Here is a 13,357-nt window from a genome sequence, read left to right on the forward strand (position 1 = left end):
GCTGTCGGCGGGTGCTACAGCAGGGATTCGGCGAGCGGAATCTTCTGTGTTCGGAGCGCGCCGGTCACCAGCCGGGTGATCCGCCGGGCGCCGTACGCCTCGAAGTGGGTGTGGTCGTTGCAGAAGAACTGTCCGAGCAGCCCGGAGGTGTAGTCACCGTTGTTGGGGCACAGGCCGAGGGAGTTGTAGTAGTCGACGCTGAGGGTCTGCAGGTCGATGACCGGGGAGCCGGTGGCGGTGCCGGCAGCGACGGTCTGGGGGACGAAGCCGCGGTTCTTGACCGCGGTGCTGCCCGAGCAGGTGATGGCGGCGACGGCGGTGAGCAGGATCGGGTGGGCGCCGCGGGCCAGCGCCGCCTGCGCCATCGTCGTCATCAGCTGCTGGTAGCGCGCGGTGCCGACGTGGCGCGGGCAGGTCGTCGAGCCGTCGTTGATGCCGAACTGGATGAACAGGTAGTCACCGGCCTTCATGCCGGTGAGCACCTGCTGCCATCGGGACGAGTAGGTGGTGGAGCTGAGAACGCACTCGCCGTCCGAGCCGATGGTCGATGTGACGTTCCCCTCGTAGAGCCAGGTCTGGATGCTGCGCCCGGCGACGGCGAGGTTGTTGACCACGATGTTGCTGTGGAATAGCGAGTCGAATTCGGTGCCCCAGCCCACGGGGCAGGTGGCACTGGGGTTTGCCATGGTCGAGTCGCCGGCCAGCCAGACGGTCGTGGTCGCGGCGGCGGTGGCGGCCGCCGCCGTGCCGACCCGGGCGCTGCACCCGGCCGGGCCGATCACCGCGGCCGAGGCGGCGCTCGGGGCGACCAGCGACAGGGACAGGGACAGGGACAGGGACAGCGCTAAAGCAGAGACGATTAAGAAGCGGACCTTACGCATGGTCTCTCCTGTCAGTCCGAGCGAAGGTAATCGCGCCGGCAGCCGGAGCGGCGGACTGCCGGCGCGGATGGGTCAGCACCAGGTCAGCGTCGAGTTGACACGGGTCACGTTGCTGATCGTGTTGTTGCTGCCTGTGCAGGGGCTCCACCTGATGTTGGTGTTGGTGACCGTCAGGTTCTGGAACCTGATGCCCGACGACGGAGCGAACTCCGTACGGGCCGCGATTCGGACCTCGCCGCCGCCGCTGATCGTGCCCGACACTCCGGCGATGACGACGTTGTAGCAGTTCTCCACCAGAACCGAGTTGTTGCCGGTATTGGCGATGTCGACCCGGTCGATGGTGGCGCCGCCGCTCTCCGAGACGCAGAAGATGCCCCGGCCACCGCCGCGTGCCTTGACGGTGCCTAGGCGAATGTTGTTCGGGTAGGCACTGCCGACGCGGCCGTTGCGGTTGGCCATGCGGAAGGCCGCGTACCCCGTGCCGGCGCCGGCGTTGTCGGCGTCGACGGTGCCGACCGTCGCGTTGATGGTCTGGTTGAGCAGCAGACCGGACTCGCCGACGTTGCGTGCTGTCACGGTGCCAACGGTGAGACCGTCGACGCCGTAGGTCTCCATCGCGTGTGAGCTGGCTCCCTGCACGTACACGGTGTCGACCCGTACGTTGCGGGTCCACTGGCTGGTGTCGCCGCGGTTGTCGATACGCACGCCGAGGCCCGCGCCGAGCCGCATGTCGATCTGGCCGAGCCAGACGTTCGTCACGTTGCGCAGGAAGATGCCGTAGATCGGGGTCCCGGTGACGTTGAGGTACGGGACCTCGATGTTCGAGGTGCCGCGGGAATAGATCGGCGCGTAGTCGCCGGAACCGGAGCCGGTTACGTTGATCGTGCCGCAGACCGACAGGGAGGTGTAGCTCGGCAGCGAGATCCGGCTGCCGGCGCTCATCGTGCCGTTGCCGCGCACGACGACCCGCTGGATCGAGGTGCGCCCGGCGGTGAGACTGCCGATGCCGGCCTGGACCGCCGCCCGGAAGTCGGTGCCGGTGTAGACGCTGCTGCCGGCACTGTTGCGGGCGGTCCAGGTGCTGCCGCTGACTGTCACCTGCGACTGGAAGGTGCCCTCCCCGCAGGCGGCGGCGGACGCCGGGGGCGGGCCGAGCACGACACCGGCCCCGGCGCCGGCCGACAGGATGGCGAGCGCGGCGATGATCCGGGTGAATCGACGGCGTTGTCCCTTGAGCGGGCGTGGCGCAGCGGTGGTGGCTGTTGTCATCGGACTCTCCGTGTGGGGGTAGCGGACGAGCGTCAGGTTTCGTTCATGCACGCTTTGCAGGACGAGGTCCGCGATCCTGGCGGCGCCGTGCTCGCCGCATGGCAGGAGCGACAGTCAGGGTGGAGGCGCTGTCGGCGGTGGCCGTTGCGGTGCGGAACGTCGGCGCTTTTCGATACGCATTGTTTTCTCCCGTTGATGGGGGTGGGGAGATGGCGGCCGCGCTTCGCCGCCGGGCGCGTCTGACCTCGATAAAAACGTTTCACGTCGCCTCGTCAACGCGACCTTAAATATGCGCGGCGATCGTGTCAAGCGGTCAGTCAATGTGTTGCATTGTGTGTGCAGTAGGGCAATCGGACGGCGGTGCAGAGCAGGTGGGACGGACGACCGCGATGCGCCCAGCCGGCAGCGCGATTGCAGGACGCGGCAGTCGCTCCGGAGAATGTGCGGGAGGGGCGAGGATGCGTCAAGAATTGTTGCGCCGTTGAATGGATGCAGGCGGAAGAATTGACTTGTTACTTGTTGCCCGGATAGAAACTCGTGTGCGGTGGCTGGTTGTAGCCGACGTTTTGCCAGGCGACGCCGAGCCGGTAAACGGGATCGTGCATCAGCGTGCGGATCCCGTAGCGCCTGGGATGGGGGCTGCTGGACAGGCGCAACGCCGTGCTGTCCGCGGGGCCAGAGGACCTCCTCGCGCCAGTCGCCGAGCAGGTCGGCCTGCAGGGTGGGGGTGCCATCGGCGTGGTTGTTCGAGTAGGTGCCGGTGGCGGTCAGCAGCCTGGTGGAGATCAGCAGGCCGTCCGCGCTGTAGAGCCAGCCCCCCGCGCCGCCGCTGGGCCTGACGCCGCCGTTCGTGCCGTGGGTCCCGCTGTTCTTCGGAGACGACCCCGACACCTCATGGGCCGGCCCCGCCGCCTGGGGCGAGCGCCGCTGTACTCGTCCCCTGGAGGCTCTACCGGCGCACCGCCTTCCACGCCCGCAGCGCCATCGTCCTGGCTGAGACGGCGGCCCTGCTCGCCAAGTGCGGCAGGCGTTCCGCCACGAGTTCGTCACCCCGTCAGAAGGCTGGCCTGCGACAGCCCAGACGCCTACCGCCCTGGGTCTGACCTTCGACCTCCTGGAGCGGCCCCGAGCAGCGCGAACCGTACGGTCGCCGGCCTTGCCCCCACCGCCGCCTGCGCGTCGCACCCCACCCGCCGGTGGCCTCACCCTTGCCTCGGCCCGCCTCGACACCCCTTACGGACCAGCCGCCGTCGCCTGGCACACCGACGGCGACACCTCACCGTCAGCGCTGAGATCGACCTGACCGGAGCCGATCCGCACGAGGGAGGCGCCGGCACTCACACGAGTGGCGCCGCCCGCGATGGGGAGTTACCGGGTATGGATGGAACCATGATCCGTTTGAGTCGGACGATCCACGTGGCCGTGCTCACCTTCTTGGTCCTCCCGATCATCGCCATCCCGCAGGCGGCGGCGGCCGACACCAGCCAGCGGCCGCAGGCCGAAGCCCGCGCCGCGCTCGCCCGCCGCATGTTGTCCCAGTTGAAGGTCGCCAAGGCGTTATCAATCCGGGGCTATGCCCACCGGCGCTTCCAGCCCCGATGGGCGCACCACAGGGGGAAGTGCGACACCCGGGAGACGGTGCTGGCCCGCGACGGGCGACGCGTGCGCAGGAACGCCGCGTGCCACCCCGTCAAGGGCCTCTGGTACAGCCCGTACGACGGCAAATGGCTGAAGAGCGAGAAGCATGTGGACGTCGACCACGTCGTGCCGCTGTCGTACGCCTGGCGTTCCGGCGCCAGCAGATGGAGCCAGGCACGCAGGCGCGCCTTCGCCAACGACCTCACCCGACCCGAACTGATCGTCGTCAGCCACTCCGCCAACATCGCCAAGGGCGGCCAGGGGCCGCAGAGCTGGCGTCCGGCACGCCGCGCCTATTGGTGCCGCTACGCGACCTCATGGATCACCGTGAAGCACCACTACAGGCTCTTCGTGACAAGAAAGGAGAAGAAGGCCCTGCTCAACATGCTCCGCACCTGCCGGGGGCGCTGACCGATTCCCATGACCTCGCAGCGCCGACAGCGGGCAGTCCGTGTGGCCACTCGATCACCCATGACAGGGCGCTCCGGTCCGGCCCTGACAGCTCACCCGCCTGAGCCGACTGCCCGGTCTGGCATGGCCCGGCTGCTCGAGCAGCCGGGCCATGACCGGAGGCGGTTAGGAACGGATGAGCCCGTCCAGCGGGGCCGCGGGATCGGCGAGTGCGGTGCGGTCGACCGGGGAGGCGGCCTGGACGAGGGCCTTGAGCTGGTCGGTCTGGTCCCAGATGTTGACGTTCATGGCCGCGATCACCGTGTCGTTCCGGAGCCAGAAGGCGAGGAACTCCCGCGTGGTCAGATCGCCGCGGATGACGACGTCGTGGGCGAGGCCGGGCGGGACGTGGCCGACGTACTCCATGCCCAGGTCGTACTGGTCGGTGTAGAAGTAAGGCAGCCGGTCGTAGGCGGCCTGCCGGCCGAGCATGGCGCGGGCGGCCACGGCGGGCTGGTCGAGCGCGTTGGCCCAGTGCTCGACACGGATGTGCCTGCCCAGGCGGGGGTGGTAGGCGCTGGCGACGTCGCCGGCGGCGAAGATGTCGGGGTCGCTGGTGCGCAGGTCGGCTGTGGTCTTGACGCCGTTGTCGACCGTCAGCCCCGCGGCGGCGGCCAGTTCGGCGTTGGGGACGGCGCCGATGCCGGCCACCACGGCGTCCGCGTCGATGTGAGTGCCGTCGGCCAGCTGTACGCCGGCCTCGGTGACCGCGCCGAGGCGGGCGCCGAGCCGCAGGTCGACGCCATGGTCACGGTGCAGGCCGGCGAAGACGGCGCCGATCTCGGGGCCGAGGACGCCGAGCAGCGGCTGCCGCTCCTGTTCCACCACGGTGACCTCGACGCCGGCGGCGCGGGCCGCGGCGGCGGTCTCCAGGCCGATCCAGCCGGCGCCGACGACGGCGATCCTGGTGGCGGCGGACAGCGTGGCACGCAGGCGGTCGGAGTCGTCGACGGTACGCAGGTACAGCACGTTGTCGCGGTCGTGACCGGGGACGGTCAGGCGGCGCGGGCCGGCCCCGGTGGCCAGCAGCAGCTTGTCGTACCGGAGCCGCCCACCGTCGGACAGCGTCACCTGATGAGCGGTCCTGTCGACCTCGGTGACCGTGACGCCGGTGCGCAGGTCGACGGCGTGGTCACGGTACCAGCCCGCGTCGTGCACGAAGATCTTCTGTCGTTCGCCGCCGCCCTGCAGATAGGTCTTCGACAGCGGGGGCCGCTCGTAGGGCAGGTGCGGTTCCCGGCCGACCAGCACGATCGCACCGTCGAACCCTTCCGCGCGCAGCGCCTCGGCGGCCTTGGCCGCGGCCAGGCCGCCTCCGGCGATCACGAACGTGGCTGGTGCCGGCATCGTCAATCTCCTGTCTGCTCGTTCGGCAACGCGTCGGTGGAAGGGAGGGGGCCCGTACGAGGGGCTAGGCGTGGACTCCGGTCAGCGCGAAGAATTCCTGCCGGGAGCGCGGATCCTCGCGCAGCAGCCCCTGAAGGGCCGACGTCACCGTGCGGGACCCGCGGACCTGTACGCCGCGCATCGACATGCACAGGTGTTCGGCCTCGATCACCACGCCGACGCCCTTGGGCGCCAGGTGCTGCTGCAACCAGTCGGCCACCTGCTTGGTCAGCCGTTCCTGCACCTGCAGATCGCGGGCGAACAGCTCGACGACACGGGCGAGCTTCGACAACCCCAGGATGCGGTCGCCGGGCAGATAGCCCACGTGCGCCACGCCCTGGAACGGCAGCAGGTGGTGCTCGCACAACGACTGCACCGGAATGTCGCGGGCCAGGACGAGCTCGTCGTACCCCTCCTCGTTGGGGAAGGTCGTCAGGTTGAACTCGCGCGGTGCCAGCAACTCGGCATAGGCGTTCGCGACCCGCCTCGGCGTGTCGGCCAGGTGCTCGGACTCCGCGTCCCGGCCCAGCGCGATCAGCAGGTCGGTCACCGCCCGTTGCGCGGCCTCCAGATCCACACCGCCGCGTCCCCGGACCACCCGCAGGCGTCGCTGCTGGTGGTCCGGAGACGCGAGGGGAGACGAATCGCCGGCCGGCCGCGCCACGGACTCGCTCATGCCGCCCGCCCGCAGTCGTCGGATGCGCAGCGCATCATGAACCCCTCCTTCTATTGACGAGTTTCGTTAACATTAGAAGGGACTCCGTGATTTAGTCAACGGGAATGGGTTTTAGAATGAGCGAAGTCGACGAGGCGTGGCCGGCACGCGTCTCCGCCGTCGCGGCGCTGGACGAGCCGACCCGGCGCCGCCTGTATGAGTTCGTGGTGAGACAGCCCGCGCCGGTGAGCCGCGACCAGGCCGCCGACGCCGTGCAGGCACCACGCAACACGGTCTCGTTCCACCTGGACAAACTGGTGACCGAAGGGCTGCTCGAAGCCGTCTACCAACGCCGCACCGGCCGCACCGGCCCTGGCGCCGGCCGCCCGTCGAAGCTCTACCGGCGCGCGCCCGGGCAGATCACGATCTCCCTGCCGGACCGGCGCTACGAAACCGCCGCCCACCTGCTCGCCGACGCTCTTCAGGAAGCGCAGACCTCAGGGGAACCCCCGCGCGCCGTGCTCGACCGGCGCGCCCACGAACTGGGCAGAGAGCTCGGCCGGCAGGCCCGCCCCACCACCTCCGCCGCCGCCGACCCCCGCGCCGGGGTCATGCAAGCTCTGGAAACCCTCGGATTCGAGCCCCGCGCCGCCGGCGACGCCATCACCCTCGTCAACTGCCCCTTCCACAGCCTGGCCCGGCAGCACACCGAACTGGTCTGCGGCATGAACCTCTGCCTCCTCGCCGGCCTCCTCGAAGGCCTCGCCGCGACAGGCGTCACGGCCCGCCTGGAACCCGCCCCCGAACACTGCTGCGTCCGCCTCCACCCAACCGGCTAGTCAGTGGCACTTTCGGGACATGGGCGGTCAGGAGGAGATGGCGACCGCGGTGCGATGGGTGCGGGGGTCGTCGATCGCGTTCAGGACGAAGGCGGCCAGATCGGCGCGGGAGGTCTGAGGGCCCACCTTGGCGGCGGCGTCGATGGAGACGCGGGGGCGCCCGGTGGCCGGATGGTCGGTGAGTCTGGTGGGGCGTACGGCTGTCCAGGTCAGGCTGCCGGCGGCGAGCTGGTCCTCCATGCGGGCCATGTCCGTGTAGGTGTGGCGCATGAGGTGGTGCAGGAGGCGGGCGGCCAGGCGGGTGCCGGGTCCGGCGTCGGCGGGGACGCCGAGGCCGGCTGAGGAGATCACGAGGAGCCGGGCGCCGGGCTTGAGGGCTGAGGTGATCTCGGAGGTGCCCGCGGAGTAGACGGTGGTGGGCCCGCGGCCGGTGGCGCCGAGCGCGGAGATCACCGCGTCGTGGTCGTCGAGCAGTCCCTGCAGCGAGCCGGGGATCTGGGCGTCGGCGATGTGCGGGGTGAGCCGGGGGCGGGCCGCGGGGAGGGCTTGCGGACGGCGGGCGATCGCGGTGACGTGGTGACCGGCGGCCAGGGCCTGCTCGACGATGACTCGCCCGGTGCGTCCTGCCGCGCCGATGACGGCGATGGAGGTCATGGGGTGTGTTCCAGGTGCCGGTGGTCAGTGGGCGGCGGGCTTGGTGGCGGGCTGGAACTTGAAGGAGACGGCCTCCATGAGGGCCTTGTGCTTGGTCTTCTGGACGGCGGCGATGCGCCACTGGCCGTCGGTGTCGCGGACGAGGATGTAGGTGGCGAGTTTGCCGAGCTTCTTGGGGGTGCCCTTGGCGACCTCGCCGCGGGTGAGGACGACGGCGGTGTCGGTGCCGTAGCGGCGGATGTCGAGGATCTCCACGACGAGCTGGGTGCCCTTGAGGAAGCTGTCGAACAGGGCCTGGTGGGCGCGCCCGATCTCGGCGCCGCCGTGGTAGACGGTGCCGACGAAGGTGACGTCGGTGGCGTCGTCGGTGAAGCAGGCGCCGTAGCCCGCGCCGTCGCCGCGGTTCCAGGCGTCCTGGCTGTTCTGGAGGACGGTGTGGATGGCGGCGAGGTCGGTGGTGGTGTTCATGGCGATGCCCCTCTCGTGATAGCTTCAAGGAGGAAGTTTGTTCCTTGAAGATTTCTCTTCGTTAAAGAAGAGATTAGGGAGTAGGGGATCACGTGTCAACTCCACCGGCACAGGCGGACGCCAGCCGTACCTACCGCCGCTACCTCAGCGCGTTGATGCTGCACGGCCACGCCAGCGCCAAAGCGTGCGGCCTGGGCGCGACGGATCTGTACGCGCTGAACATCCTGGAGCTGGCCGGCCCGATGACCCCCGGCGAGCTGGGTGCGCGCACCGGGCTGACCACCGGGCCGACCACCCGGCTCATCGACCGGCTGGAGCAGGCCGGCTACGTCCGCCGCGTCCCCGAGCCCGATGACCGCCGCAAGGTGATCGTCGAACCGATCGGCAAACCCGCCGAGCTCGACCAGGTCATGGCCCCCGCCCGGCAGAAGGTCGGCGAGATCGTCGCCGGCTACTCGGCCGAGCAGCGCGCGCTCCTCTTCGACTACTTCGACCGTGCCGCCCAGGCCTACCAGGAGGCCGCCGAGCACCTGCGATCCGACTCCTGAGCGGTTGTACGTCGTCGCCTGCGAGGTGGGGCGGGTGACGCGGAGGGGCCGATCGGCTCCGCACCGCGGGTGCCCCCGGCTGCCGGGTAGACGCGAGTCCGCACACCGGGGGCCGTGATGGTGTCGCCGATGGGGTGGGTGGCGGCCGGTGGCCGCGCGCAGGTCCGCGCTCGCCCGGCACGTGGGCCGGGCTGGGCGTGTTCGCCGGATCCGCCGGCTACGGAGTGCTCGACTCACCCGCTACCCGCGGGACCTCCGGGAACAGATGCAAATATCACCGCTGACAGTCCACATCGGCATCTGCCGGTCGAGCGGCAAAGCCGGGAGACTTCCGGGCAACCGGAAGGAGCGCAAGATCCCGGGGTCCACCCATTCAGCGTGGAGTCCCTCGACGTCACCGACCGGGACGCCTTGCTGGCCCTCGCCGATCGCCACGACATCAGCGACATCGTCCACCTCGCCGGCAGCATCCCCGACGAGGACCCGGTCCGCTACTTCCGCACGGACACGACCGGCCTGCTCAACGCGCTGGACGCCGCCCGCACCTGGGGCGTGCGCAGGTTCGCCGTCGCGAGCAGCCTCGGCGTCTACGCCGGCCGGAGCGAGACCCGCCGGCACGAGGAGCTCGCGCTGCCCGCCGCGGACCTGCCGCACCTGATCGTCGCCTTCAAGAAGGCGGTCGAGCCACTGGCCACGCACAGCCTCCAGGGCACCGGGGTCCAGCCGGTCGTGCTCCGGATCGGAAGCATCTGGGGACCGCTGATGGACCCGGAATCACCGTTCAACCACATCCCGCCGTACATCAGCGCCGTGCTCCGCGGTGAGCAGCCGCAGTCGCTGTACGCCGACGACGGCGGCGACAGCTGCTACGCACCCGACGCCGGGCGCGCGATCGCCCTGCTGCCCGGACGGCAGACCGGCCCCGGCGACAACCCGTATCTCGACATCACCCGGCTCACCCACGACACCGGCTTCGCACCGGCCTTCGACGTCGCCAAGGCGGTCGCCGACTACGTCGCCTGGCGCGCCGACAACCCTCGCTAGCGCCCCGCCCGGAGCCGGCCGCAGAGAGCGGCCGGCACGACGCCGCCAAGATCAGGAGCGTCTGATGTACGGAGCACTCGTCAGGATGGTCGTCAAACCGGGAAAGCGATCGGAGTTCCTGCGGGCACAGCGTCGCGTCGAATCTGGACGAGTGACCTGGAGCCGACATCCACGGCAGGCGAGCAGGCCGACTGCCCGGCATGGGTCACCGGCCGCCCGTCGTCGCGATGCCGCGGAGGAAGTGCTTCTGGCCGAGGAAGAAAATAATGATCATCGGGATCGTGGTGATCACGCTGGCCGTCATGAGGACCTCCCAGTGCCATTCGCCGCCGAACCCGAACTGGTCGAGCAGCGCCTTCAGCCCCCGGGGCACCGTGAAGGTCGATGCGTCCCGCAGGTAGATGAGCGGCCGCATGAGGTCGGTCCAGGCCGCCTGGAACTCGAACAGCAACGTGACCACGACCGCGGGCCTGCACAGCGGCAGCGCGATCCTGGTGAAGATCGTCCAGTTGCCGGCCCCGTCGACCCTGGCCGCCTCGAACGGCTCCCGCGGCAGCCCGAGGAAGAACTGCCGCAGCAGGAAGATGTAGAACGCGCTGCCGAACAGGTTCTGTGCCCACAGCGGCGTGAGCGTTCCGACCATGCCGAGCGAGTTCCAGATGAGGAAGACGGGGATCATGGTGACCGCGCCCGGCAGCATCATGGTGGCCAGCACGACCCCGAACAGCAGGTTCCTGCCGGGGAAGCGGAAGTAGGCGAAGCCCCACGCCACCATGGCGCTGCTGATCGTCACCGTCGTGGCGGCCAGCACGGTCACCAGCAGCGTGTTGAACATCCACAGCGCCAGCGGCGCCTCCTGCCAGATCCGGAGGTAGTTGTCGAAGGTGAACGTCTCCGGCAGGATCCGGTGGTCGAACACCTCCCTGCGCGGCTTGAAGGAGGCGCTCACCAGCCAGACGAAGGGGTAGACGAACGCGACGGCGAACGCGCTGAGCGCCGCCCAGGTCAGGATCTTCCTGAGCCGCCTCACGGGTTTCGCCCTTCGTAGTGCACGAACCTCCTGGTGACCAGGATCTGCACGGCGGTGACCGCCATGATCACCAGGAACAGCACCCAGGCCAGCGCCGAGGCGTAGCCCATGTGCAGGAACTCGAACGCCTGCTGGAACAGGTAGATCACGTAGAACAGGGCGGCCTCGTTGCTGTAGGTGGTGTTGCCCGCTCCGAAGAACGCGGTGTAGGCCTCGGTGAACGACTGCAGGGCGTTGATGCTGTCCACGATGAACAGGAAGAACAGCGTCGGGCTGATCATCGGCACGGTGATGCGCAGGGTGCGCCGCCACCATCCGGCGCCGTCCACGAGGGCGGCGTCGTACAGGTCCTGGGGAACGCCGCGCAGGGCGGCCAGGATGATGACCACCGACGCGCCGACGGTCCACAGGCTCATCAGCACCAGGCCCGGTTTGACCCAGTCGGGGTCGGTCGTCCAGGCGGGCCCGTCGATGCCGAAGATCCCGAGAAAGCCGTTGACCAGGCCGCTCTGGCCGTTGAACAACATCAGCAGCAGGATGCCTATCGCGACCGGCGGGGTCATCTTGGGCAGGAAGAACGCCGTACGGAAGAAACCGGCCGCCCGGGTGGCACCGTTGAGCAGCAGCGCCAGCCCCAACGAGACGACCAGCTGGGCGGGCACGGACATCACCGTGTAGACGAACGTGTTGCGCAACGCCAGCCCCACCTTCGGGTCCTCGAAGAGGGCGACATAGTTGTCCAGGCCGACGAACGACGGGTCGTTGATGACGTCGTAGTCGGTCAGCGACAGGTAGGCGCTGTTGGCGACCGGCCACGCGGTGAAGATCAGGAAGCCGATGATCCAGGGGCTGATGAACAGCAGCGCCGCCCGGGTCTCGATCCACCGCAGGGACCGCGGCCGTTGCGCTCGGGCACTCGAGGCGGACATCTAGTTCGTACGCTTCGTCCAGCCGGCCCACGCCTTGTCCAGGGCCTTCTGCGCGTCGATCTGAGCCCTGTCGAGCGCCGCCTTCGGCTCCTCCTGGCCGTTGAGCACCCGGTTCACCGCGTCCTGCCAAGCGGTCTTGAACTCGGCGTCCGCCGGGTTGGCGGGAAGGCTGAAGGTGTGCTTGTCGGCCTCGTAGAACGCCTTGACGCCGGAGTCCCACGGCTCGCCGCCCGAGGTGAGCATCTTCTCGATCTCCGCGTCGGCCCTGACGTTGCCGGTGAGGACGCCGGTGAACGGCTTGCCCTGGGCCTTGCGTTTGCCGAGGCGGGCTTGCGCGGCGGCCTTCCACGACTCGACGAGCGTCATGGTCTTGGCGAAGCGGCAGGCGGCTCCGGGGTTCCTCGCGCCCTCGGGGATGGCCCACGCCGAGCCGGAGGAGTAGGCCAGCGGCCGCCCCTGCGGCGTGCGGAACGTGTCGAACACCAGCGGCGCCTTGGGCGAAACGTCGTTGAGCACGTTGACGTACCACTGCTCCATCGGCATGGCGCCGAGCCCGTTCCGGGCGAACTGGTTGCCCTTGCCGAAGAAGTCCGCCGCGTCGCGCAGGGCCTTGACCTTGGCGAAGCCGCCCTGGGCGGCGTAGACGCCGACGGCGAACTCCAGCGCCCGGACCACCTGGGGGCTGTTGAGGCGGGCGGTCCTGCCGTCGGGGGAGAGCAGGTCGGCGCCGTTGGCCTTGGCCCACAGGGGCAGGAACTCCGGGAGTTTGCTGTCGAAGCCGACCCCCTGCAATCTGCCCCCCGGTGCTTTGTGGAGCTTCCGGGCGGCGGCGGTGATCCGGTCCCAGGCGGAGCCGTTGACGTCGCCGACGGTCAGTCCCGCCTCCCTGAGCAGGTCGGCGTTGGCCATCGTGATCTGGACCATGTTGAACTCGGGGACGGCCCAGACCTCGTTGCCGAACGTGACCTGCGCGAGAGCGCTCTTGTTGTACATCGAGACGTCGATCCCCTCGCCCTCGACGCACGACGTCAGCGGGACGATCGCGCCCCGGGAGGCGAACGTGCCGATCTGGTCGCGGTTGGCGTAGATCAGGTCAGGCGGGTCGCCGGCGGCCACGGCCGACAGGAACTGCTGGAGGTCGAGGTCGCCCTTGACGATCTCGACCTGCGCCCCGCCCAGCGACTTCTCGGCCAGCTCGACACGGGTCGAGCCGATCTCGTCCTCGCCGCCGAAGCCCATGATGGTGATGGTGCCGCCGTACGTGGCGCCGGGGTTGAACTGGCCGGCCGAGGGAGACGTGCCCGCGGCGCCCCCGGTGCCCCTGGCGCACGCGGTGAGCGTCAGGGCGAGTGACACCGGTAGAACGGACCAGCGGACGATCGCACTTCGCATCAGGGGGTTCGCCTCCACTCGAGCGATGCGCCCGGCTTGGCGCCCGAAACCCCTGCCCAGGCCCAGGTTACGTACACGCCGAAAAGCTCGCTTCGCCTTCCCGGCCGCGGTGGCCGGCGCGTGGCTCGGGGACCGGAGTCCGGATCCCCGTCTCCTCGATCATCCTGTCCGGGA

The 13,357-nt window shown here is 69.5% G+C and carries 13 protein-coding genes and 1 pseudogene; 4 read left to right on the forward strand and 10 right to left on the reverse strand.

Going from position 1 to position 13,357, the window contains the following annotated elements:
* Window positions 1–14: 14 nt before the first annotated feature.
* The 3 genes and pseudogenes from ACIBI9_RS46175 to ACIBI9_RS46185 all read right to left on the reverse strand — a co-directional run bounded on the left by ACIBI9_RS46175 (window position 15) and on the right by ACIBI9_RS46185 (window position 3,380).
* The gene (locus tag ACIBI9_RS46175; RefSeq protein WP_397232590.1) at window positions 15–881 is read right to left on the reverse strand and encodes a hypothetical protein; all 867 of its coding nucleotides are present in this window, start codon (window positions 879–881) and stop codon (window positions 15–17) included.
* Between the two features lie 72 nt (window positions 882–953).
* On the reverse strand, window positions 954–2,150 hold the full coding sequence (locus ACIBI9_RS46180) for a hypothetical protein (protein ID WP_397232592.1): 1,197 nt from the start codon (window positions 2,148–2,150) through the stop codon (window positions 954–956).
* 512 nt (window positions 2,151–2,662) lie between these two features.
* A pseudogene (locus ACIBI9_RS46185) lies at window positions 2,663–3,380 on the reverse strand (hypothetical protein).
* Window positions 3,381–3,539: 159 nt separating this feature from the next.
* On the opposite strand from ACIBI9_RS46185, the gene ACIBI9_RS46190 reads away from it, so the two are divergent.
* A complete protein-coding gene (locus ACIBI9_RS46190) occupies window positions 3,540–4,199 on the forward strand; it encodes an HNH endonuclease family protein (protein WP_397232594.1) in 660 nt (219 codons plus the stop codon).
* 165 nt (window positions 4,200–4,364) lie between these two features.
* Here ACIBI9_RS46190 and ACIBI9_RS46195 read toward each other — a convergent pair whose 3' ends face one another.
* Both ACIBI9_RS46195 and folE read right to left on the reverse strand, forming a co-directional pair.
* Window positions 4,365–5,585, reverse strand: coding sequence for an NAD(P)/FAD-dependent oxidoreductase (locus ACIBI9_RS46195; RefSeq protein ID WP_397232596.1), 1,221 nt, complete (start codon window positions 5,583–5,585; stop codon window positions 4,365–4,367).
* Between the two features lie 64 nt (window positions 5,586–5,649).
* Window positions 5,650–6,300 carry a GTP cyclohydrolase I FolE gene (gene folE / locus ACIBI9_RS46200; RefSeq protein ID WP_397232597.1) on the reverse strand — a complete coding sequence of 217 codons (651 nt, stop codon included), beginning with the start codon at window positions 6,298–6,300 and terminating at the stop codon, window positions 5,650–5,652.
* A gap of 116 nt (window positions 6,301–6,416) precedes the next feature.
* On the opposite strand from folE, the gene ACIBI9_RS46205 reads away from it, so the two are divergent.
* Entirely contained in the window at window positions 6,417–7,118 is a 702-nt protein-coding gene (locus ACIBI9_RS46205) for a helix-turn-helix transcriptional regulator (protein ID WP_397232599.1), read from the forward strand.
* A 27-nt stretch (window positions 7,119–7,145) separates the two neighbouring features.
* Here the strand turns inward: ACIBI9_RS46205 and ACIBI9_RS46210 are convergent, their stop codons facing one another.
* Together ACIBI9_RS46210 and ACIBI9_RS46215 are read right to left on the reverse strand one after the other, a co-directional pair.
* Window positions 7,146–7,772, reverse strand: a complete 627-nt coding sequence (locus tag ACIBI9_RS46210; RefSeq protein WP_397232601.1) for an NAD(P)-dependent oxidoreductase — start codon at window positions 7,770–7,772, stop codon at window positions 7,146–7,148.
* Between the two features lie 24 nt (window positions 7,773–7,796).
* Window positions 7,797–8,240, reverse strand: coding sequence for a YybH family protein (locus ACIBI9_RS46215; protein WP_397232603.1), 444 nt, complete (start codon window positions 8,238–8,240; stop codon window positions 7,797–7,799).
* Between the two features lie 92 nt (window positions 8,241–8,332).
* On the opposite strand from ACIBI9_RS46215, the gene ACIBI9_RS46220 reads away from it, so the two are divergent.
* Complete coding sequence (locus ACIBI9_RS46220) at window positions 8,333–8,788, forward strand: MarR family winged helix-turn-helix transcriptional regulator (RefSeq protein WP_397232605.1); 456 nt, start codon at window positions 8,333–8,335, stop codon at window positions 8,786–8,788.
* Between the two features lie 129 nt (window positions 8,789–8,917).
* Window positions 8,918–9,832 (forward strand): NAD-dependent epimerase/dehydratase family protein, encoded by a 915-nt coding sequence (locus ACIBI9_RS46225; protein ID WP_397232607.1) that lies wholly within the window; start codon window positions 8,918–8,920, stop codon window positions 9,830–9,832.
* A 205-nt stretch (window positions 9,833–10,037) separates the two neighbouring features.
* On the opposite strand, the gene ACIBI9_RS46230 is transcribed toward ACIBI9_RS46225, so the two are convergent.
* From ACIBI9_RS46230 to ACIBI9_RS46240, 3 genes are read right to left on the reverse strand one after another with little or no spacing between them, the layout of a single operon-like run.
* Entirely contained in the window at window positions 10,038–10,862 is an 825-nt protein-coding gene (locus ACIBI9_RS46230) for a carbohydrate ABC transporter permease (protein ID WP_397232609.1), read from the reverse strand.
* Window positions 10,859–11,791 (reverse strand): carbohydrate ABC transporter permease, encoded by a 933-nt coding sequence (locus ACIBI9_RS46235; RefSeq protein ID WP_397232611.1) that lies wholly within the window; start codon window positions 11,789–11,791, stop codon window positions 10,859–10,861. Before ACIBI9_RS46235 ends, ACIBI9_RS46230 begins: the two co-directional genes overlap by 4 nt.
* Complete coding sequence (locus ACIBI9_RS46240) at window positions 11,792–13,183, reverse strand: ABC transporter substrate-binding protein (RefSeq protein WP_397232613.1); 1,392 nt, start codon at window positions 13,181–13,183, stop codon at window positions 11,792–11,794.
* Window positions 13,184–13,357: the final 174 nt, after the last annotated feature.

The sequence above is a fragment of the Nonomuraea sp. NPDC050451 genome (assembly GCF_044458585.1).

Excerpts from the sequence above, each read along its gene's own strand:
- ACIBI9_RS46210 (WP_397232601.1), bottom strand. The coding sequence starts at position 7,772 with ATGACCTCCATCGCCGTCATCGGCGCGGCAGGACGCACCGGGCGAGTC.
- ACIBI9_RS46240 (WP_397232613.1), bottom strand. The coding sequence starts at position 13,183 with ATGCGAAGTGCGATCGTCCGCTGGTCCGTTCTACCGGTGTCACTCGCC.
- ACIBI9_RS46190 (WP_397232594.1), top strand. The coding sequence starts at position 3,540 with ATGATCCGTTTGAGTCGGACGATCCACGTGGCCGTGCTCACCTTCTTG.
- ACIBI9_RS46235 (WP_397232611.1), bottom strand. The coding sequence starts at position 11,791 with ATGTCCGCCTCGAGTGCCCGAGCGCAACGGCCGCGGTCCCTGCGGTGG.
- folE (WP_397232597.1), bottom strand. The coding sequence starts at position 6,300 with ATGAGCGAGTCCGTGGCGCGGCCGGCCGGCGATTCGTCTCCCCTCGCG.
- ACIBI9_RS46195 (WP_397232596.1), bottom strand. The coding sequence starts at position 5,585 with ATGCCGGCACCAGCCACGTTCGTGATCGCCGGAGGCGGCCTGGCCGCG.
- ACIBI9_RS46175 (WP_397232590.1), bottom strand. The coding sequence starts at position 881 with ATGCGTAAGGTCCGCTTCTTAATCGTCTCTGCTTTAGCGCTGTCCCTG.
- ACIBI9_RS46205 (WP_397232599.1), top strand. The coding sequence starts at position 6,417 with ATGAGCGAAGTCGACGAGGCGTGGCCGGCACGCGTCTCCGCCGTCGCG.
- ACIBI9_RS46225 (WP_397232607.1), top strand. The coding sequence starts at position 8,918 with ATGGGGTGGGTGGCGGCCGGTGGCCGCGCGCAGGTCCGCGCTCGCCCG.
- ACIBI9_RS46215 (WP_397232603.1), bottom strand. The coding sequence starts at position 8,240 with ATGAACACCACCACCGACCTCGCCGCCATCCACACCGTCCTCCAGAAC.
- ACIBI9_RS46180 (WP_397232592.1), bottom strand. The coding sequence starts at position 2,150 with ATGACAACAGCCACCACCGCTGCGCCACGCCCGCTCAAGGGACAACGC.